This window comes from Aliirhizobium cellulosilyticum, from assembly GCF_014198105.1.
Lineage (GTDB): Bacteria > Pseudomonadota > Alphaproteobacteria > Rhizobiales > Rhizobiaceae > Neorhizobium > Neorhizobium cellulosilyticum.
In genome coordinates this window covers 1,322,890-1,347,617 of sequence record NZ_JACIGW010000001.1, presented here as the reverse complement: position 1 = coordinate 1,347,617, position 24,728 = coordinate 1,322,890, and the positions used below count along the sequence as shown (strand labels likewise).

The window sequence follows — 24,728 nt, the reverse complement described above, 5'->3', positions numbered from 1 at the left end:
TCAGTCACTTAGCCATTTTTCCATCCCCGCCCTCTCGCCTCATGCCTACAATCCCCCCGTTCCGTCACGGATACACCGGCAGGCGTGCCGGCGAGGCGGGATCGGCGCTGGTGGTGAAGAGACGACGTAAATCTCCACCACCGGGGTCCGCGGAAAATGGTCCCCCTCCGGCGACACGGGGGAAGCGGCAAGGTTTTCGGACCGGCCTGCCGCTTCCGATGCCCGAACGGCGCGTCGGACGTGCCTGTGCGGCACACATGGTGGCCTAAAGGATGGTTTCGCCGGGCGTTCAAGTCCGCTCGTGAAAGCGGGAAACCCGGCGGCGGCGACATGGAGGGTTGGCGATAAGTCGTTTCGCCCGTTTTCCATCAAGCCAGACGAACACCATCCGGCAAGGCAACGGCAGAGGGACCGGAGTCGTGGATAAAAACTGCCGAACGGGACGCTGAGAGGTGTCACTTACAAACTAACCTACGAGGCAGCTTTCAGCGCCCCGTCCGTTCAATCACTCGTCCTCCTCGGGCGAACGAAGTGAGACCCGAGGATCGCCAAGGGAGTATAGTGTCAATACCGGGGCAGATGTCTTCAGCCCCGGCACAGGCTCACCCCTTCGCCAGCTCCGCAAACTGCGTCATGATCTGCGCCGCAGCCGTCAGGCGCTTGGTCGGCGTCGGCAGGTCGCGGTTGAGGAAGATGCTCTGGTCGGGCCTGATCTTGGCGAGCGAACCCTGCTTGGCGATATAACCGACGAGATTTGCCGGGTTGGGGAACTGCTTGTCGCGGAAGACGATGACAACGCCCTTCGGACCGGCATCCACCTTCTCGACATTCGCCTTGCGGCAGAGCGTCTTGATATAGACGACCTTCAAGAGGTTCTGCACCTCGGGCGGCATTGGTCCAAACCGGTCGACCATTTCCGCGCCGAAACCATCGATTTCAGACAGATCCTGCACTTCGCCGAGACGACGATAGAGACCCATGCGCAGATGCAGGTCCGGCACGTAGTTTTCGGGGATCATCGTGGTGATGCCGACGGAAATCTGCGGCGACCAACCGGTATCGACGATCTCGTCCTCACCCTTCACCTCAGCGACCGCCTCCTCCAGCATCTGCTGGTAAAGCTCGAAACCGACCTCCTTGATATGGCCGGACTGTTCCTCGCCGAGCAGATTGCCCGCGCCGCGAATATCCAGATCGTGGCTCGCCAGCTGGAAGCCCGCGCCAAGCGTGTCGAGCGACTGCAGCACCTTGAGGCGGCGATCCGCCATCTGCGTCAGCGTCTTGTTGACCGGCAGGGTGAACAGCGCAAACGCCCTCACCTTCGAGCGTCCGACACGGCCACGCAGCTGGTAGAGCTGCGCCAGACCGAACATGTCGGCGCGGTGGACGATCAGCGTATTGGCCGTCGGCACGTCGAGACCGGATTCGACGATCGTCGTCGACAGAAGCACATCATATTTGCCGTCATAGAAAGCATTCATGATGTCTTCCAGCTCACCCGCCGCCATCTGGCCATGCGCCACCGCAACCTTGAGCTCCGGTACGTCCGACTGCAGGAAGGCCTGGATATCGGCGAGATCCGCCAAACGCGGGCAGACGTAAAAACTCTGGCCACCGCGATAATGCTCGCGCATCAGCGTCTCGCGGATCACCAGCGGATCGAACGGCGAGATGAAAGTGCGCACCGCCATGCGGTCGACCGGCGGCGTCGTGATCAGCGACAGTTCGCGAACACCGGTCATCGCCAGCTGCAGCGTGCGCGGGATCGGCGTGGCAGACAGCGTCAGCACATGCACGTCGGTCTTCAGGTCCTTCAGCCGCTCCTTGTGCTTGACGCCAAAATGCTGCTCCTCGTCGATGATGAGCAGGGAAAGGTTGGCGAACTGGATACCCGCGCCAAGCAGCGCATGAGTGCCGACAACGATATCGACCTTGCCCTCTGCGATGTCCTTCTTCGTTTGCGCCAGTTCCTTGGCCGAGACGAGGCGAGACGCCTGTGCGATCCTTATCGGCAACCCGCGGAACCGTTCGGAAAACGTCTTGAAATGCTGGCGCGACAGAAGCGTCGTCGGCACGACCACGGCCACCTGCGCCCCGTTCATCGCCGCGAAGAAAGCGGCGCGCAAGGCCACTTCCGTCTTGCCGAAACCGACATCGCCGCAGACGAGGCGATCCATCGGACGACCGGCCGCCAGATCCTCGCGCACGGATTCGATCGCGTTTTCCTGATCTTCCGTCTCGTCATAGGGGAAGCGGGCGGCGAACTCGTCATAAAGCCCTTCGGGCGTTGCCAGAACCGGCGCCCGGCGCACCATGCGGGTGGCGGCGATGCGGATCAGATCACCCGCCATGTCGAGCAGGCGTTTCTTGAGTTTCGCCTTGCGCGCCTGCCATGCTCCACCGCCGAGACGATCGAGATTGGCTTCCGCCGCATCAGAACCATAGCGAGAAAGCAGGTCGATATTTTCGACCGGCAGGAACAGCTTTGCCTGATCGGCATAATGCAGTTCGAGACACGCACGCGGCGCACCGGCCGCTTCGATAGTAACCAGCCCGACGAACTTGCCGATACCATGTTCGGCATGAACGACGAGCGAGCCTTCGTCGAGGCCGGCGACTTCGGTGAGGAAATCCGCACCACGTTTGCGCCTCTTGCCGCGGCGAACCATGCGGTCGCCGAGAATATCCTGCTCGCCGATCACGGCAATATCGCCCGTCTCGAAACCGGCCTCGAGGCTCATCACGGCAGATGCCGCCTCGCCCTTTTCGAGCCTGTCGAGATCGGCAAGTTTCTCGATCTGCTTGATCCGCTTCAGCCCGCGCTCGTCCAGCACCTGCAAAAGACGATCGAGCGAACCTGCCGACCAGCCGGTGACGAGAACCTTCGTGCCCTCGGCCCGCTTGTCTGCGATATGCTTGACGACGAGGTCGAAGACATTGACGCGGCCTTCGTCATTGGCATCACGGTCCTGCGTCTCGGAACTCGCTTCCGCCTGACTTTTTGCCCAGCGCGGACCGGTATGCGCATCAAGTGTCACCACCGGGCGACCCGACGCATCCATCTCGTTGAACGGCGTCAGGCGAAGCGCTGCAACCTCGTCCAGAGCCGAGGCAAACGCCTTGCCGTCGAGATAAAGCTGGCCGGGCGAAACCGGCTTGTAGGGCGTGGAATGCGCTGCCGCACCCTTGCCCTGAGATCCCTGATCACGGCGAGCCTCAAAGTAGTCGATGACCAGCTTCGAACGTTCCGCCGCCGCCTCACGCGCCGTGTGGTCGGTGACGATGCGGAAGCCTGCGAGATAATCGAAAGCCGTTTCCAACTTCTCGTAAAACAGCGGCAGCCAGTGTTCCATGCCGGCATAACGGCGGCCTTCCGAGACAGCCTGATAAAGCGCGTCATCACGGGTCGCAGCGCCGAACAGCGACAGGTAATTGGTGCGGAACCGGCTGATTGTATCAGGCGTCAGCGTCACCTCGCTCATCGGGTTGAGATCGAGCGAGCGCGCCTGCCCGGTCGTACGCTGGCTTGCCGGATCGAACGAGCGGATGCTTTCCAAGGTATCGCCGAAGAAATCGAGCCGCACCGGCTCTTCCGTTCCCGGCACGAAGACGTCGAGAATGCCGCCGCGCACCGCAAATTCACCGACTTCACGCACGGTCGACACGCGGTCGAAGCCATTACGCTCAAGACGAGCCGCAATATCGTCCATGCGGATCTGGTTGCCGGGTTTTGCCGAGAATGCAAGGCTTTCGATGATCTCCGCCGGCGCGATCTTCTGCAGCATCGCATTGACGGTGACGAGCACGATCGCCGGATGCGGCTTCTTCGCGTGCGCAATCAGACCCGACAGCGCCGCCAGTCTCCGTGCGGAGACATCGGCGCTAGGAGAAACGCGGTCGTAAGGCAGGCAGTCCCAGGCCGGCAGGGTCAGGACGGGAATTTCCGGCGCGACGAAGGAGAGCATCTGCTCCAGATCCGGCATGCGCTGACCATCGGACAGCACATAGGCCACCGACTGGCCGGAACGTGCCAGTTCCGCCAGCACCATCGGCTCCATGCCGGGCGGCACATTACCGATCGTCAGCGGCTGGGAAGCGGCCGCGATCTTCTTCGCGTCAAAACCGGAAATCATTGGCCGAGTTTCTCTTTCAGCGACTCTTTCGTGACGGGATCGAAATCCGGCTTGTAGGCGGCGACACGCGCAAACAGCGGCGTGTTGCGATCTTCGGGAAGAACCATAGCCCCGGTGATCCAGGCATGCAGGTCGTGATCGTCCTCGCCCATGATCTGTTCGAACTCGTCGAGTTCCGTGTCCGAAAGCTTGGCTATCTCCGCCTCGGCAAAAGAGCCGAAAACGAGATCCATCTCGCGAATACCTCGATGCCAGCAACGATAGAGAATACGCCTGCGGCGCGGGTCGAGGTCGGCGCTCGTGCGTGCCAATCCGGTCATGTGCAAATCCCTGTTTTGCGGTTCATATAGGATCAAAATGCGCGCGCGTCACCTTGCCAAATGGCCAAAACTTGCCCCATTTAACCGCCCATGCGCCCAGCCATACTCGATCCCCTCTTTGCTTCCGCCTCGTCGCTGCCCGGTGTCGGGCCGAAGATCGCCGACCTGATCGCCAAAGTGACGGGCCGCGAGGACGCCGAAGACTGCCGCGTCGTCGATCTTCTTTTCCACGCACCCTTCTCGCTGATCGACCGGCGCAACCGCCCGGGCATCGCGCTTGCACCGCAGGGAACGATTGTCACCATCGAGGGACGTGTAGACCGTCACCAGCCGCCGGCCCGCGGCACCAACCAGCCCTACCGTGTGTTTCTTCACGACGATACCGGCGAACTGGCGCTGACCTTCTTCCGCGCCAAGGGCGACTGGTTGTCGAAGTCACTGCCCATAGACGAACAGGTCATGGTCAGCGGCAAGGTTGACTGGTTCAACGGCCGCGCTTCGATGGTGCACCCGGATTTCATGGTGAAAGTCTCGGAAGCGCAGAACCTGGCTCTGGTCGAGCCGGTCTATCCACTGACGGCCGGCCTGTCACCGAAAACGCTGCGCAAAGTGATCGAAGGCGCAGTCGAGCGCCTGCCGGCCTTTCCCGAATGGGTCGATGCGCCACTGACGCAAAAACAGAATTTTCCGGATGTCGCAGATGCCTTCCGCAACCTGCATCACCCGGAGGACGAAAAGGACATAGACCCCAACGCACCGGCCCGTCGGCGTCTGGCCTATGACGAATTCCTCGCCGGACAGGTCTCGCTCGCTCTGGTGCGCCAGAAGATACGCAAGGTGCCGGGCCAACCGATCCGCGTGAAGGGCGATCTCGCCGCAAAAATCGTCCACGCCCTGCCCTTCTCGCTGACCCCGAGCCAGAAGGCGGCGGTCGACGACATCATCAGGGATATGGCCGGCGAAGACCGGATGCTGCGCCTGCTGCAGGGCGATGTCGGCGCCGGCAAGACGCTGGTGGCGCTTCTTTCCATGGCGGCCGCCATCGAGGCCGGCGGTCAGGCCGTGTTGATGGCCCCGACCGAAATCCTCGCCCGCCAGCATTTTGCCACCATCTCGAAACTCGCAGGTTCTGCCGGTGTCACCGTCGAACTTTTGACCGGCCGCACCAAGGGCCGCGAGCGCGACGCGATCGTCGAGCGCATAGCATCGGGCGAAGCACAGATCGTCATCGGCACCCATGCGCTGTTTCAGGATACGGTGAGCTACGCCAACCTGATGATGGCTGTGGTCGACGAACAGCACCGTTTCGGCGTCCACCAGCGCCTGCGCCTCACCGCCAAGGGCATTTCACCCCATATGCTGGTGATGACGGCCACGCCCATTCCCCGCACGCTGGTGCTTGCCGCCTTCGGCGATATGGACGTCTCGAAACTCACCGAAAAACCCGCTGGCCGCAAACCGATTCAGACCGTCACCGTGCCCACCGAACGTATCGCAGATGTGGTCGGACGACTGAAAAGCGCGATTGCCGAGGGCAAGAAAGCCTACTGGATCTGCCCGCTGGTGGAAGAATCCGATGTCTCCGAACTGATGTCGGCGGAGGAACGCCACGCCGTTCTCGCCCGTGAGCTCGGCGCAAAAAATGTCGGCCTCGTCCATGGCCGCATGGCGGGTCCGGAAAAAGACGCCGTGATGGCCGCTTTCAAGGCCGGCGAGATCCGCGTGCTGGTGGCAACCACGGTGGTCGAAGTGGGCGTCGATGTCCCAGATGCGACGATCATGGTCATCGAACATGCCGAGCGTTTCGGCCTGGCCCAGCTTCACCAGCTGCGCGGCCGTGTCGGCCGAGGCGACGAGGCCTCCACCTGCATTCTACTCTACAAGGGACCCTTGAGCGAAACCGGCCACGCACGCCTGTCGATCCTGCGCGACAGCGAGGACGGGTTCCTGATCGCCGAGGAGGACCTGAAACTGCGTGGCGAAGGTGAGCTTCTCGGCACCCGCCAGTCCGGCACGCCGGGTTTCCGCATTGCCAGCCTTGCGGCCCATGCCGATCTTCTGGAAATCGCCCGCAAGGACGCGACCTATCTGCTCGATCGCGACCCGGACCTGACCAGCGAACGCGGTGAGGCCGTGCGGGTGCTGCTCTACCTGCATCGCCGCGACGAGGCGATCAGGTTTCTGCGGGCGGGATAACGGTGGTTTCTTCGCCACCCTTGCGGCGCGCCTTGGCTGCCTTCTTGCGCGGTGCAGGCAATGCCGGAACCACAGCTCCATCCGGATTATAATCCGGAGCGATCAGGCCGCCGGAAATCAGCAGCTTGGCGCCCTCTTCCGGCGTCATGTCGAGCATGACGATCTTGCTTTTCGGCACGAACATGAGGAAGCCTGCAGTCGGAACCGGCGTTGGCGGCATGAACACCGCGACCATCTCTTCGCCATTCTCGTTCAGCTTCGCCGCGATTTCACCTTGTGCGTCGCCCGCGATGAACACCAGCGCCCACATGCCGGGGCTGGGAAACTCGATCAGTCCGCATTTCTTGAACGAGGTGGACTGTTCGCGCAGGACCGTCTCGAAGATCTGCTTGATGCTCTTGTAGACACTGCGGATCAGCGGCATTCGCTGCAGGATCGACTCACCGAAATTGACGATCGATCGGCCGATCAGGTTCTTGCCGAGAAAACCGACAATGGTGATGAACAGGACGGCGATCAGCAGCCCGGTGCCGGGGATCGTCACATCGAAATAATACTGCGGATTGTAGCGCTGCGGCAGATAGGGCGTCACCCAGCTGTCGGCCCAGTCGATGAAGGTGAAAGTCAGCCAGACGGTGATGGCAAGCGGCGCGCAGATGATCAGACCGGTAAGGAAATTATTCCTGAGCCGACCCGCCATCGAAATGCGCTCGGGGCTTTCACTCATCTGATCTTCCTAGGAAATTTCGGCCCGAATCATGATTGGGCATTGCCGCATCGATATGACGCGACAATGCAGGATGGTTTGCTGCGATGCAAGGAAACCCTTAAATCACCGACATCACTCAACTGTGACGGACTTGGCAAGGTTCCGCGGCTGGTCCACATCGGTGCCCATGAACACGGCCGTGTGATAGGCGAGCAACTGGATCGGCAGCGAGAAGATCATCGGCGCGATAATCTCGTCGACATTCGGCAGCGTGATCGTCGCCATGGTTTCGAGCTTGGAGGCGGCCGCCCCCTTCTCGTCGGTGATGAAGATGATCTTGCCGCCGCGGGCCGCCACTTCCTGCATGTTCGATACGGTCTTTTCGAAGAACCGGTCATGCGGAGCAATGACGATGACCGGCATGTTCTCGTCGATCAGCGCGATCGGCCCGTGCTTCAATTCGCCCGCTGCATAACCCTCGGCATGGATATAGGAGATTTCCTTGAGCTTCAGCGCGCCTTCCATGGCGAGCGGATAGCTGGTGCCGCGGCCGAGATAAAGCACGTCCTTGAAGCGCGACAGATCACGCGACAGGGCTTCAATCTGCGGCTGGATCTCGTTCAAGACCTTGCTCATGATCCGCGGCATCTCGGCAAGATGTTTGACCATCGCCTTTTCGTCCGCCTCGGAGACCGTCCCGCGCGCACGACCGGCGGCGATCGAAAGGCTCGCGAGCACCGCCAGCTGGCAGGTGAATGCCTTGGTCGAGGCAACACCGATTTCAGGACCGGCAAGGATCGGGAAGATCGCGTCGGATTCCCGTGCAATCGTCGATTCCTTCACATTGACGATCGCGCCGATCTTCAGCCCCTCATCTTTGCAATAGCGCAGCGAGGCGAGCGTATCGGCCGTCTCGCCCGATTGCGAGATAAACAGCGCGGCCTGCGTCGGCGACAGCGGCAGTTCGCGATAGCGGAACTCGGATGCCACGTCGATCTCGACCGGCAGTCGGGCATAACGCTCGAACCAGTATTTGCCGACGAGGCCGGCGAGATAGGCCGTGCCGCAGGCGGAAATCGCAAGGCCCGACAGTTTTGAGAAGTCGATCGCCTTATCCGTGGACTTCACCGTGTGGCTGGCGAAATCGATGTAATGACCGAGCGCATGGGAAATGATCTCCGGCTGCTCGTAGATTTCCTTCTCCATGAAGTGGCGGTGATTGCCCTTGTCGACCATGAAGGCAGTCGCCTGGGAAATCTGGCTTTTGCGCGTAACCGGCTTGCCTTCATAATCCATCACCTCGAGACCCTTGTGGGTGATGATGGCGCAGTCGCCATCGACCAGATAGGTGATCTCGTTGGTGAACGGCGACAGCGCGATCGCGTCGGAGCCCAAAAACATCTCGCCCTTGCCGTGGCCGATGGCGAGCGGCGGTCCGAAACGGGCAGACAGGATCGTGCCCGGATCATCCTGGAACATCACCACCAGCGCATAGGCGCCGGAGACACGGTTGAGCATGGCGAGCATCGCCTCGCGATGGTTCTTGCCCTCACGAGTGTAGTTGGCCAAGAGATGGGCGACGACTTCCGTATCCGTCTGGCTGGTAAAAACCGCGCCGTCAGCAATCAGCTCGTCCTTCAGTTCGGAAAAGTTCTCGATAATGCCGTTATGAACGACCGCCACACCATCGACGAAATGTGGGTGGGCATTGGTCTCGTTCGGCACGCCATGGGTCGCCCAGCGCGTGTGTGCGATACCGATTGTGCCCGGTAATGGTTCGCCATCGAGCTTCTTTTCCAGATTGAACAGCTTGCCTTCCGCGCGACGACGGTCGAGCCTGCCTTCATGGATCGTCGCAACACCGGCGGAATCATAACCGCGATATTCAAGCCTGCGCAGCGCATCCACCAGACGCGCAGCCACCGGCTCTCGACCAACGATCCCAACAATTCCGCACATGCAAAAAACCTTTCGATAAATCAGCTGGACGCAAGTCCTAGACGATTGCTGCACTTGCGCAATCGCCGCATTCGTCACTTTCGGTATCGGCGCGTAACGCGCCGCAATCTCTATTTTGCAGGCTTCCTGGCAGCCTTTATCGCCAGCGCCCGTTCACGAATCAGCTTTGCCCGCTCAGGCTTCACTTCTTGCCTAGCTCGCCCCAATGCCAAAGCATCGGCCGGCACATTTTCCGTGATGACACTGCCCGACGCGACATAGGCGCCGTCGCCAATCGAAACCGGTGCCACAAGCGACGAATTGGAACCGACAAAACTGTTTGCGCCGATTACCGTCTGGTGCTTGTTCACGCCGTCATAATTGCAGGTGATCGTGCCCGCGCCGATATTGGCATGCGCACCGACCACTGCATCACCGATATAGGTCAGATGGTTGACCTTCGCGCCCTCGCCGATCTTGCCGTTTTTTACCTCGCAGAAATTGCCAACCTTGGAACCTTCGGCCAGGTCAGCGCCCGGACGAAGCCGCGCAAATGGGCCGACGGTTGCGCCGGCGCTCACATGGGCGCCCTCGATATGCGAGAAGGCATGGATGACCGCGCCGCCATCGATCGTCACGCCGGGGCCGAAAACGACATTCGGCTCGATCAGCGCATCCTGGCCGATCTCGGTATCAAACGAGAGGAACACGGTTTCCGGCGCAATCATCGAAACGCCCGAAACCATCAGCTCATGACGGCGACGCTCCTGCCAGAGCTTTTCGATGACTGCGAGTTCGGCGCGGTTGTTGCAGCCGGTCAGTTCCGTTTCCGGCGCATCGACCGCGACCACTTTGCCGCCTTCGGCGCGGGCGATCTCGACGAGGTCGGTGAGGTAATATTCGCCCTTGGCATTGCTGTTACCGATCTTGTCGAGCAGCGCGAGCGCCTTCTTCCCATTGATCGCCATCAGCCCGCTATTGCACCATGTGACCTTGCGCTCTTCGTCGGTAGCATCCTTTTCTTCGCGGATGGCGACGAGTTCGCCGTTCTCGACCAGCAACCGGCCGTAGCCGAAAGGCTTGTCGGTGTGGAAACCGATGACGACGACATCGGCGCCCTCGGCCAGTTTTTCACGCGCGGCAGCAAAGGGAGCGGCGGTGATCAGCGGCACATCGCCATAGGCCACCAGCACATCGTCAAAACCTTCGGCAATCGCCTCACGCGCGGCAAGCACTGCATGCCCGGTCCCGAGCCGTTCAGTCTGCAGAAAGCTCTTCACCGAAATCCCCTCGAGCGATCCGGCCTTGGCGACCTTTTCGGCATCACGGCCGACGACCAGCGCAGCGTCGGTCATTCCCGCAGAAGCCACCGCCGCCATAACATGCGCGATCATCGGGCGGTTTGCGACCGGATGCAGCACTTTCGACATCGACGACTTCATCCGCGTGCTGTCGCCCGCAGCGAGAATGACGGCAAGGCAGGAACGGCTCATTTAGGGAATCTCCTTCGGCATTTGCTCGCTATCTAGCAGCAACAATCTTGCAGGGCGATAAACGGCTTGTGTCTCAACGACATAAAAAGAAAGGGCGCCCGAAGACGCCCTTTCGATCTGTAACGCGGAAAAGGTCACTTCGGCAGCTTGTCGTCCACGCCTTCGATGTAGAAGTTCATGCCGAGCAGAACGCCGTCTTCGGCCTTTTCGCCGGCCTTCAGCCATTCCGAACCGTCCTGCTTGTTGATCGGGCCGGTGAACGGATGCAACTCGCCCGACTTGATCTTGGCTTCGGTCTCTTCCGCCATCGCCTTCACGTCGTCCGGCATGTTGGTGTAGGGCGCCATGGTCAGGATGCCGTCCTTCAGGCCGTCCCAGATCTGTTCAGACTTCCACGAGCCGTCGAGAACCGCCTTGGTGCGCTTGATGTAATAAGCGCCCCAGGTGTCGACGATTGCCGTCAGCTGCGTCTTCGGGCCGGCCGCGATCATATCGGAGGCTTGACCGAAGGCGAGAATGCCGCGCTCGGCAGCAACCTGCATCGGAGCCGTGGTGTCGGTATGCTGGGTGAGGATATCAACGCCCTGGTCGATCAGCGCCTTGGCGGCATCGGCTTCCTTGCCCGGGTCGAACCAGGTATTGGCCCAGACAACCTTCAGCTTGAAGTTCGGATTGACAGACTTCGCGCCGAGTTCGAAGGCGTTGATGCCCATGACGACTTCAGGAATCGGGAAGGATGCGATGTAGCCGGCGACGCCCTTCTTCGACATCTTGGCGGCGATCTGGCCCTGGATGTAGCGGCCTTCGTAGAAGCGCGAATTGTAGGTCGCGAGGTTTTCGGCGGACTTAAAACCGGTTGCGTGCTCGAACTTCACGTTCGGGAATTTCGCGGCAACCTTGACCGTTGCGTCCATGAAGCCAAACGAGGTCGTGTAGATCAGGGCGCAGCCAGAGCGAGCCATGCGCTCGATGGCGCGCTCGGCATCCGGGCCTTCCGGCACGCTTTCCAGGAACGGCGTCTCGATCTTGTCGTCGAGAGCCTTCTGCAGCGCCTGGCGACCGATGTCGTGCGCCTGGGTCCAGCCACCGTCGGTCTTGGAACCGACATAGATGAAGCAGATCTTCTTCTTTTCCTGAGCCGACGCGCTACCGGCAAAACCGCCGAGCACGGCAGCAGTAGCAGCCAGCGCAATGATGAGTTTTTTCATTTTCCAACCTCTGATGGAGTATGACATGAACGTTAACGTGGTCACCGATCGGGGACAAATGGTTTTCCGAGGGATGCCGGCGTATTGATGAGCGTCGTGCGGCGATTATGCGAAATGATGATCAGCACGACAATAGTTGCGACATAAGGCAATGCGGATAGAAGCTGCGACGGAATGGCTATCCCGCCACTTTGCGCCAGCAACTGCGCATGCAATTGTCCGATGCCGACGGCACCGAAGAGATAACCGCCGGCGAGAACCCTGAGCGGCCGCCAGGATGCGAAGACGACGAGCGCCAGCGCGATCCAGCCACGGCCGGCCGTCATGTTCTCCACCCATTGCGGCGTGTAGACGAGCGAAAGCTGTGCGCCTGCAAGACCGGCACAGGCCCCGCCGAACAGGACGGCGAGATAACGTGTGCGAACCACGTTGATCCCGAGCGCGTGCGCCGACCCGTGACTGTCGCCGATCGCCCGCATCTTCAGGCCTGCGCGGCTCTTGAACAGGAACCAGCTGATACCGAAGACCAAAGCCACCGACATGTAGAAGATCAGGTCCTGGGAAAACAGCACGCGCCCGAAGAACGGGATATCGGACAGGAGCGGAATGACGATTGGCTGCAGTCGAACGCCCGGCATACCGACAAAGGCTTCACCAAGCTGTCCCGACAGACCGAGGCCGAGGATTGTCAGCGCCAGACCGGTCGCCACCTGATTGGCAACGAGCGTCAGCGTCAGGAAACCGAAGAGCAGCGAGAAAATGCCGCCGCCGATGATGCCGCCGAGAATACCCAGATAGGCGGAACCGGTCAGCTGCGCCGTGGCAAACGCGGCAACCGCACCCATGATCATCATGCCTTCGACGCCGAGATTGAGCACGCCCGATCGCTCGGTCACCAGTTCGCCGAGAGCGGCAATGACCAGCGGTGTCGATGCGGTGATGACGGTCAGAAGGATAGCTTCGAACATCAGCTTTTTCCTTCCTGAGCGGCGGATGGATTGACGATCAGACGGATCCGATAATGGATCAGCGTATCGCAGGACAGTACGAAGAACAGGATGAGCCCCTGGAAAACACGGCTGACCTTGTCGGAAATGCCGAGAGAAAGCTGCGCCGCCTCCCCACCGAGATAGGTGAGCGCCAGCACGAAACCCGAGGCGATGATACCGAGCGGATTGAGCCTTCCGAGAAACGCGACGATGATCGCGGTAAAGCCGTAGCCCGGCGAAATCACCGGCTGCACATGGCCGATCGAACCGGAGACTTCCGAAATCCCGGCAAGCCCGGCGAGTGCGCCGGAAAGCAGCATCGAGAACCACACCATCCGGCGCGCCGAAAAACCGGCGAACCGCCCTGCCCGCTCCGACTGCCCGAGCACCGAGACCTGAAAGCCTTTCAGCATGAAGCGCATCATGAACCACAGCGCCACGGCAGCGATCAGCGCGAAGACGATGCCGAGATGCGCGCGACCCGAATCGAGGATTTCCGGCAGAACCGCTTCCGGCTGGAAGCTTTTGGTCTGAGGGAAATTATAACCCTGCGGATCGCGCCACGGACCACGCACCAGCCAGTCTAGAAACAGTTGCGCAATATAGACCAGCATAAGACTGGTCAGGATCTCGTTGGTATTAAACCGGGTCTTCAGAAGCGCCGGAATACCCGCGTAAAGCGCCCCGCCGATCATTCCCATGATCAACATCAGCGGCAGGATCAGCGGCGAATGCCATTCGGGGTTCAGCACCGGCAGGATCGAACCGGTGATCGCACCGATGGTGAACTGCCCTTCCGCGCCGATATTCCAGTTGTTCGACCGGAAGCAGACCGACAGACCGACCGCGATCAAAATCAGCGGTGCCGCCTTGATCGCCAGTTCATGTAGCGACCAGACGTCGAGCAGCGGCTCGACAAAATAGATGTAGAGCGAATTGAGCGGGCTTTTGCCCAGAAGACCGAACATGATTGCGCCGGCAATCAGCGTCAGCGCCAGCGCCAGAAGCGGCGACAGGATCGAAAACAGCACGGATGTGTTGGCGCGTTTCTGAAGTTCAATGCGCATGCGCAGCCTCCATTCCGGCCCGGTCTTCTCCAGAAGACTTTTCCCCGGAATGACTGTCATGAATACCGCCCATCAGCAGGCCGATCTGTTCAAGTGTAAGCTCTCCCGCAGGATAGGGTTCTGAAAGCCTGCCATCCGAAATCACGGCAATTGTTGTGGCAATCTCGAAAATCTCGTCGAGATCCTGGCTGATGACGATGACGGCGGATCCCGCTTTTGCCAGATCGACTAGCGCCTGACGAATGCGGCTCGCAGCGCCCGCATCGACACCCCAGGTCGGCTGGTTGACGACCAGCACGGAAGGCTGGCGATCAAGTTCACGGCCAACGATGAATTTCTGCAGGTTTCCACCCGAAAGCGAGCCGGCCGCAGGGTCTTCGCCACTCTTGCGCACATCCATCATCGAACAGATGCGCCGTGCGGCAGACAGGATCGCATCCCGCTTGACGATGGCGAGAGGTCCGCCGGCCAGAAATGCCTTTTTATCGGACCGGCTTCGCGCCAGAAGCAGATTGTCGGAAAGCGAAAGCGCCGAGACCGCTGCGTGGCCATGCCGCTCTTCCGGCACGAACCCCGCTCCGAGCAGACGGCGCCCGTTGATCCTAAGACGACCAACAGGTTTTCCGCGCAGGACAATGCCATCATTGTCAGCAATCGGATATTCGCCGGAAATGGCATCAAACAGTTCCGACTGGCCATTGCCGGCGATGCCGGCAATGGCAAGCACCTCGCCCGCCCGAACCTTCAGCGAGATATCCTTGAGCGCAACCGCAAACGGCGTACGCGAGGCGACCGAAACCTTGTTCACCTGCAGCAGAATATCGCCAAGCGTGTTGGCGCTATCGCGTTTCACCTCAGCCACTTCGGTCCCGACCATCATCCGTGCAAGCGAGGCAGGCGTTTCATGCTTGGGGTCGCAAGCACCGGTAACCTTGCCGTGGCGCAGAACGGTGGCGCGATCACAGATGCGCTGCACCTCTTCCAGCCGGTGACTGATATAAAGAACCGAACGGCCTTCGGCCTTCAGCCGCATCAGCGTCTCGAACAGCCGCTCGGCCTCCTGCGGCGTCAGAACCGATGTCGGCTCGTCGAGAATGATCAACTTGGGGTTCTGCAACAGCGCCCGGACGATCTCGATGCGCTGGCGTTCACCGACGGAAAGATCGGCGACATGGGCTGACGGATCGAGCGGCAGGCCATAAGCCTTGGAGATGGTTGCGGTCTCTTCCGCGATCTTCGCCAAAGGCGTCCTCGGGTCGAGCGACAGTGCGATGTTCTCCGCCACCGTCAACGCTTCGAACAGAGAGAAATGCTGGAAAACCATGCCTATGCCGAGACGGCGCGCCTCGCCGGGTGATGGAATCACCACCGGCTTTCCTTCCAGTGAAACGGTCCCGGAACTCGGCTGCAACACGCCGAAGAGCATCTTCACCAGCGTCGATTTACCAGCGCCGTTTTCGCCCAGCAGCGCATGGATTTCCCCATGGCCGATATCGAGATCGATGGCATCGCACGCTGCGAAACTGCCGAAGAGCTTTGTCAGCCCCCGGACAGACAGAAGCGGGCCTGCCTCAACGCCCTCGGAAGAAGTCACGGAACCCCCTTTTATCATGCAGAGCCGTCCGTTGAACCGCTGCATCGTTTACGTCTTTAAAAATGAAGTGGCCACCTTCCGCAGTCAGAAGGCAGCCGCCTGATATTGATACCGGTTTTGCAGACTTCCACAACATGAAAGAACGGCTCGCCGGTCACCTTGGCCTATTTTCCAAGGTTCGGAAAAAGCTGCAATATTCCACCGATGCAATAGAGGTAAATGCCGCTGATCACCACACCCCAGACAACCCAGTCCGGCGACTGGAAATGTAGGAGCAGCGAATAGCCTCCAAGCGCGCACCAGATGGCCCCCACAGTCAGATTGAGCGAGCGCAAGCGCTTGACGCGCACCGGATGCAGAAAGTTGATCGGCAGGAAAGTCAGTACGACCGAAACCGTCACCACGATCATTGCGGTCGTCGCACTCGCATCGATGACGAAGAGCGTGAATACCACCATGTTCCAGACGACCGGGAAGCCGGAGAAGAAATACTCATCCGTCTTCATACCCATATCGGCATAATAGATCGCGCTCGAAACCACGATCATGCCTGCCGCCACGAAGGACCACGGTTCGCCGATCATGCCGCTCTGGTAGAGCGCAAAGGCCGGCAGGAGAACATAGGTCACGTAGTCGATCACATTGTCCAGCATGTCGCCGGACCAGTTCGGCAGCACTTCCTTGACGTTCAGTTTGCGGGCAATCGGTCCGTCGACGCCATCGACAAGCAACGCCAGACCGAGCCACCAGAACATGTCGATGAAACGGTGCTCAGCCGCAGCAACAACACCGAGAAAGGCGAGAAAGGAACCGGAAGCGGTAAAGATATGGACGCAGAAGGCGCGAATTTCCGCATAGGGCACTGCACGATAATTGAAGATTCGTCTGAACACGCGCGCCCCGTTTTCTTACTTCCCGTCTCTAGCTTTATCTTCGGGTATGCTGCCAATTCAGGCGCATTGCAACCGCCAGCCGCCTTTATCATGGGTTTTACACCACTTAGCGCCGATGAGAGAGCAATCGTCGATACCCCATGGATTGAAGCCTCCAGAAGCTCTACATAGAGCGCGACAGAGAATTGGAAGCGGACAATGCAGCATTACGAGATCGCGATCGTCGGTGGCGGCCTGGCAGGCCAGGTGGCAGCTCTAGCGCTCGGGCGCGCGGGTCGAAAAGTCTGCCTCGTCGCCGCAGCGCCGAAACACGACGATGGACGCACGACTGCGTTGATGGACCAGTCCGTGCGCTATCTTGAGCGTCTCGGCGTATGGGAGAAAATCGCGACCGCCGCGGCCGCACTCTCCGTGATGCAGATCCTCGACGGCACCAACCGCCTGCTGCGCGCGCCGCCGGCGCAATTCCGCGCCAGCGATATCGGTCTTCATGCCTTCGGCTACAATATCCCCAACAAGGCGCTGGCCGAGGTTCTCGACGGCGCCCTGGCTGCAGAACCGAACCTGACCCGCATAGAAACGAATGTCGAGACTGTCGCTATAACGGCTGACAAGGTGACGATCGCGATCGATGGCGGCGAGGTCATCGAGGCCGACTTTGTCATCGGCGCCGACGGCCGCAAGTCGATCACCCGCGAAGCGGCGGGCATTGATGTGCGCAAATGGTCTTACCGGCAGTCCGCCGTGGTGCTGAATTTCGCCCACACCCTGCCGCATGGCTATGTATCGACCGAATTTCACACCGAAAGCGGGCCGTTCACTCAGGTTCCGCTGCCCGGCTCGCGCTCCAGCCTCGTCTGGGTCGTTCGGCCGGAAGAAGCCGCCCATTTGACGAACCTGCCGACGGAAGAGCTGTCGACGATCGTCGAAGCGCGCATGCAGTCGATCCTCGGAAAGGTGACCGTCGAAGGCAAGGCACAGGCCTGGCCGCTGTCGAGCATGATGGCCGAGCGTTTTGGCGCCGGGCGCGTCGCGTTGATCGGTGAAGCCGCTCACGCCTTTCCGCCCATCGGCGCACAAGGGCTGAACCTGTCGCTGCGCGATAGCATGACGCTGGCGGATCTGTTGTCCGCCCAGCACGACCAGCCGATCCCGGCCGATGCCGGGGACCGCTACCATCGACGCCGGCGCCCGGACGTGATGAGCCGCACTGTCAGCGTCGACCTTCTCAACCGCTCACTGCTGACCGATCTGATACCGGTCCAGATGGTGCGGGCAGCCGGCATGCACGTGCTCAACGCCGTCTCTCCCCTGCGCAACGCACTGATGCAGGAAGGTGTAGAGCCGGGACGCAGCCTAAAGAATTTCGTTCGCGAATTAGGGAAACAGATCCGGCGGTAAAATCCCGCTGGAGATGATATATAGCCATATCGGCAGCGTCACGATCGATCCGACGGTGATGAGCAGGATGCTTGCAGAAGCTCTCTCCTGCCACACGCCATATTGCTGGCTGATGACGAAGACATTGGCAGCTGTTGGAAGTGCCGCCAGCAGCATTGCCGCATGCATCCACACCGGATCGAAGTCACCGACCAGCGACAGCACCACATAGACGCTGAGCGGCAGAAACACGAGCTTCAATACTGCGAGATAACCGAGCTCGGCCGGAACGCGTTTTACCGGCCGCAAGGCCAGCGTCACGCCCATGGCAAACAGCGCGCAGGGAGCAGCGGCCTGCGCCAGGTAATCGACGAGTTTCAAGGCCGGTTCGGGCAATTGATGGCCGGAAGCTGCCGCAGCAAAGCCGAGCGCCGTGGACAGGATGAACGGATGCAGCGCGACCTTCTTTGCGATCGAGCCGACGATCAGGTGTAGCTGCCGCTTGTCGTCTCCGGCCAACGCCATCATGGCCGGCGCCATGATGAAATGGGCAGCGTTTTCCAGGCAGACGATCAGCGCCACCGGCACCGCGGCTTTGTCCCCGAAGGCAAGCAGCGCCAGCCCCGGCCCCATATAACCGATATTGCCATAGGCGGCAGTAAACCCCTGGATCGTGCAGTCCTCGAACGAATTGCGGCGAACCACATACCCGACCACAAAGGCGACTGTAAAAACGAGGTAGACGGCCGCGATCTCCCCCAGGATAAAGTCGATGCGCGTGAGTTCCTCGATCGGCGTGCGCGACACGAGCTTGAAGAAAAGCGCCGGCAGCGCCGCATAGATGATGAATGTATTGAGCCAGCCGAGCGCTTCGAGTGGCTGTCCCGTTACTCTCGCCGCCACATAGCCGATCAGGATCAGGCCGAAGAAGGGCAGAAGCAGCGCTACGACATCGACCATGATTGATCCGCTATTTCAGCAGATCGATCAGCCGATCTGCATCAGGATTGGAAACGTTTCCTGGAACCAGATCGCCGCCGAGCTGACGAAGCCGAAGATGAAGGCAAGGCCAGTGACGATCAGGAACACGCCCATCGCTTTCTCGACCAATCCGAGATGGCGACGAAAACGGGTCATAAAACGCATGAAAACGCCTGAAAAGGCCGCCGCGATCCAGAACGGTACGGCAAGCCCGAGCGAATAGATGCCGAGCAGCGCCGCGCCCTCACCAACCGTATCGCGCGATGCCGCCACGCCGAGGATGGCGCCGAGAACCGGACCGATACAGGGCGTCCAGCCGAAGGCGAACGCGAGCCCCATCAGATAGGCGCCCGAAAGCGTCGCAGGCTGACCTGATGCCTGGAACCGCGCCTCACGCGACAGAAAACCTATCCGCAGCACACCGAGAAAATTCAGCCCCATGATGATGATGATCAGCCCGCCGATCTTCGACAAAAGGTCCAGATGCTGGCGCAAAAGCACGCCGACCGTGGACGCACCGGCCCCGAGCATGACGAAAACGGTGGCAAAACCGAGCGTGAAAAAGAAAGCTGACGTGAGCACCGCCTTGCGTGCCGGCGATGCGGCCTGAGAATCCTGGTCGCGGAACTGATCGACAGAAATGCCGGCCATGTAACAGAGATAGGGCGGAACCAGCGGCAGGACGCAGGGCGAAAGGAATGACAGTGTCCCGGCCAGAAGCGCGGTAAAGATGGATATTTCGGCAATGGACACTGGATTGCTCCGCTTATCAGATGTGGCAGAGGCGCTACCGCCGATTGCCGCTTAATGCCAATCACCTTTTATGCATCGACAGAAATCGATGGAAAAAGCGTCGAACAGCGATTTTTTTGAACGTTTTGCGGGTTGACCGCAAGATGTGACCTGCATATGTATCGCGCACTTTCGAAAGGCGCTGAGGCGCAATGGTGAGAGAGCATAGCTCAGCCGGTAGAGCAACTGACTTTTAATCAGTAGGTCCAGGGTTCGAATCCCTGTGCTCTCACCACTCGAAAGACTTCCATTGCCCTGTCTTTGGTAACATTCCCACCGTTCGCGATACAATTCTTCAATACGATATGCCGCCTTCCGGCCTTACTCGACGGAACAAGTCTTTCGTTGTGGTGTTATTGCCGCCGAAGGAGACTTCCATGCGGATTATTTTCGTCGTTCTTATTGCCTCTGTTCTGAGCATCCTCGGTTTCAAGTATATGGATCGCTCGATCGGCGAGCAGCAGATCATGGCAACGCCGGCCGAAATGTCGGCAAGCAGCTAGCAGGCAGATCGAAAGCCGCCAGGAACAGGACCGACAGCACGTAATCATCCGCAAGGCATCTCTTTCCTCCCGATCCCGGACGCAGCCGCCAATCTGCTTTGTCGTGAGGGAGCTATATTTCGATGCCTCGTTTTCCTTTTGACCAAGGAGAAATCCAGATGAGACGCAGCACCGAGTTGATCGTCCTGGCGACCCTTATTGCCGGCAGCCTGGCGATCTTCTCTGCGTTGATACCGCCCCGGCCCGGAAATCCGGTAAAAACCGACCGGCTGAGCGGAGAACAGACGCAGACGGCATTCCTGCCCGAACGTTTTGGCGTAGCGAGCAGCAGGCAATAGACATGCACAAAGAAAGACTATGGCCGGCGCTCCGCAAGAGCCCGGCCATAGTGATTCTGGACCAGCCTGATCCAGGTCATTTGAGCGACACCAACCGACAACTTACGGTTATTTAATTTCTCCCGAAGCGTGTTTCATGGCATGGAGCGCGTAAGATTCTGCGCCCGCAGGTAGGTCACACGGCTCGCCCGTCGCAGATGAAACAGACAGACCGATGAAAAACGAGGCCCACGAGTGAACGCCCCTACCGATCCCCTCACCTCCGGCAAGCCGGACGCTCTGGATCTCGCCGCGATCCTCGCAACCTCTGGCCAGAAACAAAAACGCGGGCGTGGCAAGTGGCTGCTTGTGCTCTGTCTTCTGCTGATAGGCGGTGGCCTCGGTTTCTATCTTTACGGCTCCGGCGACGGCCAGCAGTTCGACTACACGACGCAAGCTGCAAAGACCGGTGACCTGCAGGTGATCGTCACCGCCACAGGCTCGATCCAGCCGACCGACCAGGTCGACATATCGAGCGAACTGTCTGGCACGGTGCGCAAGGTCAATGTCAGCTATAACAGCCCCGTCAAGGCGGGCGAGGTGCTGCTGGAACTCGATACCAACAGGCAGGAAGCCGATGTCCAGAGCGCGAGAGCCCAGCTTGCCTCCGCAAGGGCCAACGTTCTGAAGGCCAAGGCCGAGGCCGCCTCCGCAAAGATCAGCTTCGATCGGCTGACCTCGCTGGTCAGCAACCGAATCTCCAGCCAGCAGGATCTCGACGCCGCCAAATATGCCTATGATTCCGCGGTCGCATCGACGGATATCAACGAGGCAGCCGTCCTTTCCGCGGAAGCCAGCCTGCGCTTGGCCGAAATCAATCTCTCCAAGCTCAAGATCGTCTCGCCGATCGACGGCGTCGTTCTCACCCGCGACGTCGATCCGGGCGCGACCGTTGCCTCTTCGCTCAATGCACCGGTGCTCTTTACCATAGCGGGCGACCTGAAACACATGGAGCTGCAGGTCGCCGTCGACGAGGCCGATGTCGGCCAGGTCCGCGAAGGGCAGGAAGCGCGTTTTTCGGTCGATGCTTATCCCAACCGGCATTTCCCGGCAAAGATCGAATCCGTCCGCTTCGCCTCCGAAACCGTCAACAATGTCGTGACCTACAAGGCGATCCTGACGGTCGATAACGAGGACCTGCTCCTGCGCCCCGGCATGACGGCAACTTCGGATATCACCGTGCAATCGGTGACCGGCGCGTTGCTCGTGCCCAATGCGGCTTTGCGCTATTCGCCGCCGTCGACCATGCAGCCGCGCGGCAGCTTTCTGTCGCGCCTGTTCTCCCCGCCCCGCCCACGCGGCAATCGCGGCGCCCGCAACGATGCCTCTGCCGCAAGCCGTTCCGTCTGGGTTCTGCGCAACGGCTCACCTGAGCGCGTCTCCGTCGAAATGGGCGCAACCGATGGCCAGTTCACCGTCGTCAAATCACCGGACCTGAAGGACGGCGACCTGTTGATCACCGAAGCAACGGCGCGTGGCCGCTGACGGGAGATCGACGATGACTGCACCCCTCATCGCATTCAGGCAGGTCTCGAAGGTCTATGGCCGAGGCGAAGCGACCATCCGCGCGCTCGACAACATAGACCTGACCATTGCACAGGGTGAATTCGTCTCGATCATGGGCCCGTCCGGCTCCGGCAAGTCGACGGCGATGAACATCATCGGCGGCCTCGATCTGCCGTCTTCTGGCGAATACCTCTTCCAGGGCATCCCGACGAGCGGCTTCAGCCGCGCGCAACTGACTTTGCTACGCCGGCACATGCTTGGTTTCGTCTTCCAGGGTTTCAATCTTCTCGCCCGCACCTCGGCCGTAGAAAATGTCGAACTGCCGCTGGTCTATCGCGGCATGGACCATGCGGAACGCCGACGCCGAGCAATGGCGGCGCTGGAACAGGTCGGCCTGCGCGGACGCGAGGGCCACACGACCCAGGAGCTTTCCGGTGGCCAGCAACAGCGCGTCGCAATCGCCAGAGCCATCGTCACCGACCCGGCCGTGCTCCTCGCCGACGAGCCGACCGGCAATCTGGACACAAAGACCAGCGGCGAGATCATGGATCTCATCACCAGGCTCAATCGCGAAAACGGCATCACTGTGATCATGGTCACCCATGAAGAGGATATCGCCGCCTATGCGAGACGCCTGCTGCGCTTCGTCGACGGCCATCTCGTCAGCGACGAAATCCAGGCAAGGGAGCAAGCTCATGTGGTTTGAGACGGCAAAACTTGCCTGGCGCGCCATCAGCCGCAACATGCTGCGCTCCTTCCTCACCGTGCTCGGCGTCGTCATCGGCGTTGCCGCCGTCATCGCCATGGTCACGATCGGAAATGGCACGACCGCCAAGGTGCGCGACGAACTCTCGAGGCTCGGCACCAATACGCTTTTCGTCCGCCCTGGCCAATGGGGACCGGGCCGGGCAAGCACCGAGGCCAAGCGCTTCACCGATGGCGATATCGCGGCAATCCGCGATCAGGTGAGCGGCCTGCGCGCCGTGGCACCGGTCAATCGCGGCACCGCGACCGTGATCGCCGGCGGCGCCAACCGCTCCACCAGCGTCATCGGCACGACCGCCGATTATCTGATTGCGCAGGATTGGGAACTGGCGCTCGGTCGGGATTTCTCAGCCACCGAAGATCGTGGCAGCCAGGCCGCCTGCATCATAGGCGAGACGACACGCCGGGAACTGTTCGGCGCGGCAGACCCCGTCGGTCAGAGCATCCGCGTCAGCAATGTCTCCTGCCCGGTCGTCGGTGTTCTTGCCGTCAAGGGCCAGTCGGGCATGGGCGACGATCAGGACGACACGGTAATAATGCCGTTGAAGCTGCATCAACGCCGGATCGGCGGCACGACGACCATATCGAGCATCGTTCTTTCCGCCCAGGATGGCGTATCGACGGCAAAGGTCCAAGTGGATGTGGAAAGCCTGCTGAGAGAGCGCCGCCGCATCGCGATCGGCCGCGACGACGATTTTTCCGTCAACGACATGTCGCAGATCGCCGCCGCCATGACCGGCACGACGATGCTTCTCACCGGTCTTCTCGGCGCGGTCGCCGCCGTCAGCCTGCTTGTCGGCGGCATCGGCATCATGAATATCATGCTCGTCTCGGTCACCGAGCGCACCCGCGAAATCGGCATCAGGCTTGCGATCGGCGCGCTGGAAAAGCAGGTGCTCACGCAGTTTCTCGTGGAGGCCGTGATGTTGTCGATCTTCGGTGGCGTCACCGGCATCGTCACCGGTCTGGCGCTGGCCTATGGCGTCGTCAGTTTTCTGGAAGTGCCGTTTGTCGCGAGCCCGACAATCATCCTGCTCGCATTCCTGTTTTCAGCGGCGATCGGCATGATCTTCGGATATTTTCCGGCAAGGCGAGCAGCACAACTCAACCCGATCGACGCACTTCGCCACGAATAATGGCATCAATTGCCGACAAAAACCGGCAATTCCTCAGTATGCAGAAGCGTCGCGCTCGTCTTCGGCAAAGGCCATCTGCAATTCCATCTGCACGGCATGCATGAAGATCGCGGCCTGATGGCGGATTTCTTCTTCCTCGACCCCCTGAGCCCGAAACCCCTTGGCGAACTGTGCCATTTCAGTGCGCCAGAAACGATTTGCTTCCTCACCGTGAAGACGCTGAAGAGCGTCAGCGCATCGTCTTACGTCGGCGGTCCGCCGGTCGGCGGGGAACTGCAGCAGTGTCATGCCATCTCCATACTCGATGGGCCGAATCGCCCGTACATGAAGGCACTTTCGCCGCCAGACCTTCACAAAAAGTGAACCGGTCAAAAACCTTTTGGTTCCGATTCAAGGCCTTGCCGTCCCATTTTCGGACAATATGTTAGGATCGAGTTAGGCTTAACGCCCTGCTTCGAGGGGCGCTCAGGCGATTGATAACCAGCCCGGCGCAAGGCGAAGCACTGAAAGATGTCCCCACACACGTCATGAGGACAGATGAAAGGGACATGAATGTCTAAGGAACTTGATCACGTGAACCAACCGTCGGACCAGTCTATCGCGCTCTTCTTGCAAGAAAACGACATGGACGGCCTGACTGACATTCTCGTCGAGGCATTGTTCCAGGCGCTCAGCATCATGGATAACGAAAAACCCGTCATGGAAACCCTGCATTAAAAGCAGGTCCGGCAACACAGGATGCGGTTCC

At 60.2% G+C, this 24,728-nt stretch carries 21 protein-coding genes and 1 tRNA gene; 9 read left to right on the top strand and 13 right to left on the bottom strand.

Annotated features, from left to right (window positions below):
• Window positions 1–602: 602 nt before the first annotated feature.
• Together mfd and GGE33_RS06335 are read right to left on the bottom strand one after the other, a co-directional pair.
• Window positions 603–4,133, bottom strand: a complete 3,531-nt coding sequence (mfd, locus tag GGE33_RS06340; RefSeq protein ID WP_183821624.1) for a transcription-repair coupling factor — start codon at window positions 4,131–4,133, stop codon at window positions 603–605.
• Window positions 4,130–4,453: a succinate dehydrogenase assembly factor 2 gene (locus GGE33_RS06335; RefSeq protein WP_148144773.1), complete on the bottom strand. Its 324-nt coding sequence runs from the start codon at window positions 4,451–4,453 to the stop codon at window positions 4,130–4,132. The genes mfd and GGE33_RS06335 overlap by 4 nt, the downstream gene beginning before the upstream one ends.
• A gap of 90 nt (window positions 4,454–4,543) precedes the next feature.
• Between GGE33_RS06335 and recG the strand changes: the two genes are divergently transcribed.
• Complete coding sequence (recG, locus tag GGE33_RS06330) at window positions 4,544–6,649, top strand: ATP-dependent DNA helicase RecG (protein WP_183821623.1); 2,106 nt, start codon at window positions 4,544–4,546, stop codon at window positions 6,647–6,649.
• Here the strand turns inward: recG and GGE33_RS06325 are convergent.
• The 8 genes from GGE33_RS06325 to pcsA form a co-directional block, all read right to left on the bottom strand.
• Complete coding sequence (locus GGE33_RS06325) at window positions 6,627–7,376, bottom strand: DUF502 domain-containing protein (RefSeq protein WP_183821622.1); 750 nt, start codon at window positions 7,374–7,376, stop codon at window positions 6,627–6,629. The two genes, recG and GGE33_RS06325, sit on opposite strands and share 23 nt — an antisense overlap.
• Before the next feature lie 114 nt (window positions 7,377–7,490).
• Complete coding sequence (gene glmS / locus GGE33_RS06320; protein ID WP_183821621.1) at window positions 7,491–9,317, bottom strand: glutamine--fructose-6-phosphate transaminase (isomerizing); 1,827 nt, start codon at window positions 9,315–9,317, stop codon at window positions 7,491–7,493.
• Between the two features lie 110 nt (window positions 9,318–9,427).
• A complete protein-coding gene (gene glmU / locus GGE33_RS06315) occupies window positions 9,428–10,789 on the bottom strand; it encodes a bifunctional UDP-N-acetylglucosamine diphosphorylase/glucosamine-1-phosphate N-acetyltransferase GlmU (RefSeq protein WP_183821620.1) in 1,362 nt (453 codons plus the stop codon).
• A 134-nt stretch (window positions 10,790–10,923) separates the two neighbouring features.
• Window positions 10,924–11,997 carry a BMP family ABC transporter substrate-binding protein gene (locus tag GGE33_RS06310; RefSeq protein ID WP_183821619.1) on the bottom strand — a complete coding sequence of 358 codons (1,074 nt, stop codon included), beginning with the start codon at window positions 11,995–11,997 and terminating at the stop codon, window positions 10,924–10,926.
• A 41-nt stretch (window positions 11,998–12,038) separates the two neighbouring features.
• On the bottom strand, window positions 12,039–12,965 hold the full coding sequence (locus GGE33_RS06305; protein WP_148144779.1) for an ABC transporter permease: 927 nt from the start codon (window positions 12,963–12,965) through the stop codon (window positions 12,039–12,041).
• Entirely contained in the window at window positions 12,965–14,053 is a 1,089-nt protein-coding gene (locus GGE33_RS06300; protein WP_183821618.1) for an ABC transporter permease, read from the bottom strand. The genes GGE33_RS06305 and GGE33_RS06300 overlap by 1 nt, the downstream gene beginning before the upstream one ends.
• Complete coding sequence (locus GGE33_RS06295; protein WP_183821617.1) at window positions 14,043–15,665, bottom strand: ABC transporter ATP-binding protein; 1,623 nt, start codon at window positions 15,663–15,665, stop codon at window positions 14,043–14,045. The genes GGE33_RS06300 and GGE33_RS06295 overlap by 11 nt, the downstream gene beginning before the upstream one ends.
• Before the next feature lie 146 nt (window positions 15,666–15,811).
• Entirely contained in the window at window positions 15,812–16,540 is a 729-nt protein-coding gene (gene pcsA, locus GGE33_RS06290; protein ID WP_183821616.1) for a phosphatidylcholine synthase, read from the bottom strand.
• Window positions 16,541–16,738: 198 nt separating this feature from the next.
• Between pcsA and GGE33_RS06285 the strand changes: the two genes are divergently transcribed.
• Entirely contained in the window at window positions 16,739–17,941 is a 1,203-nt protein-coding gene (locus GGE33_RS06285) for a UbiH/UbiF family hydroxylase (protein ID WP_183821615.1), read from the top strand.
• Here the strand turns inward: GGE33_RS06285 and GGE33_RS06280 are convergent.
• Both GGE33_RS06280 and GGE33_RS06275 read right to left on the bottom strand, forming a co-directional pair.
• On the bottom strand, window positions 17,918–18,880 hold the full coding sequence (locus GGE33_RS06280; RefSeq protein ID WP_183821614.1) for an AEC family transporter: 963 nt from the start codon (window positions 18,878–18,880) through the stop codon (window positions 17,918–17,920). The two genes, GGE33_RS06285 and GGE33_RS06280, sit on opposite strands and share 24 nt — an antisense overlap.
• 27 nt (window positions 18,881–18,907) lie before the next feature.
• On the bottom strand, window positions 18,908–19,654 hold the full coding sequence (locus GGE33_RS06275) for a cytochrome c biogenesis protein CcdA (protein ID WP_148144785.1): 747 nt from the start codon (window positions 19,652–19,654) through the stop codon (window positions 18,908–18,910).
• Between the two features lie 198 nt (window positions 19,655–19,852).
• Between GGE33_RS06275 and GGE33_RS06270 the strand changes: the two genes are divergently transcribed.
• The 6 genes from GGE33_RS06270 to GGE33_RS06250 all read left to right on the top strand — a co-directional run bounded on the left by GGE33_RS06270 (window position 19,853) and on the right by GGE33_RS06250 (window position 23,980).
• Window positions 19,853–19,928, top strand: a tRNA-Lys gene (locus GGE33_RS06270).
• Window positions 19,929–20,070: 142 nt separating this feature from the next.
• Window positions 20,071–20,196, top strand: a complete 126-nt coding sequence (locus GGE33_RS27695; RefSeq protein ID WP_280518256.1) for a hypothetical protein — start codon at window positions 20,071–20,073, stop codon at window positions 20,194–20,196.
• A gap of 158 nt (window positions 20,197–20,354) precedes the next feature.
• Window positions 20,355–20,534, top strand: coding sequence for a hypothetical protein (locus GGE33_RS06265; RefSeq protein WP_183821613.1), 180 nt, complete (start codon window positions 20,355–20,357; stop codon window positions 20,532–20,534).
• Window positions 20,535–20,768: 234 nt separating this feature from the next.
• Window positions 20,769–22,058 (top strand): efflux RND transporter periplasmic adaptor subunit, encoded by a 1,290-nt coding sequence (locus GGE33_RS06260; RefSeq protein ID WP_183821612.1) that lies wholly within the window; start codon window positions 20,769–20,771, stop codon window positions 22,056–22,058.
• A 13-nt stretch (window positions 22,059–22,071) separates the two neighbouring features.
• Complete coding sequence (locus GGE33_RS06255) at window positions 22,072–22,785, top strand: ABC transporter ATP-binding protein (RefSeq protein ID WP_183821611.1); 714 nt, start codon at window positions 22,072–22,074, stop codon at window positions 22,783–22,785.
• Window positions 22,775–23,980: an ABC transporter permease gene (locus GGE33_RS06250; RefSeq protein ID WP_183821610.1), complete on the top strand. Its 1,206-nt coding sequence runs from the start codon at window positions 22,775–22,777 to the stop codon at window positions 23,978–23,980. The genes GGE33_RS06255 and GGE33_RS06250 overlap by 11 nt, the downstream gene beginning before the upstream one ends.
• Before the next feature lie 33 nt (window positions 23,981–24,013).
• Here GGE33_RS06250 and GGE33_RS06245 read toward each other — a convergent pair whose 3' ends face one another.
• A complete protein-coding gene (locus GGE33_RS06245; protein ID WP_183821609.1) occupies window positions 24,014–24,268 on the bottom strand; it encodes a DUF6074 family protein in 255 nt (84 codons plus the stop codon).
• A gap of 264 nt (window positions 24,269–24,532) precedes the next feature.
• Here GGE33_RS06245 and GGE33_RS06240 point away from each other — a divergent pair, with 264 nt between their 5' ends.
• On the top strand, window positions 24,533–24,697 hold the full coding sequence (locus GGE33_RS06240) for a hypothetical protein (protein ID WP_183686066.1): 165 nt from the start codon (window positions 24,533–24,535) through the stop codon (window positions 24,695–24,697).
• The last annotated feature ends 31 nt before the right edge of the window (window positions 24,698–24,728 follow it).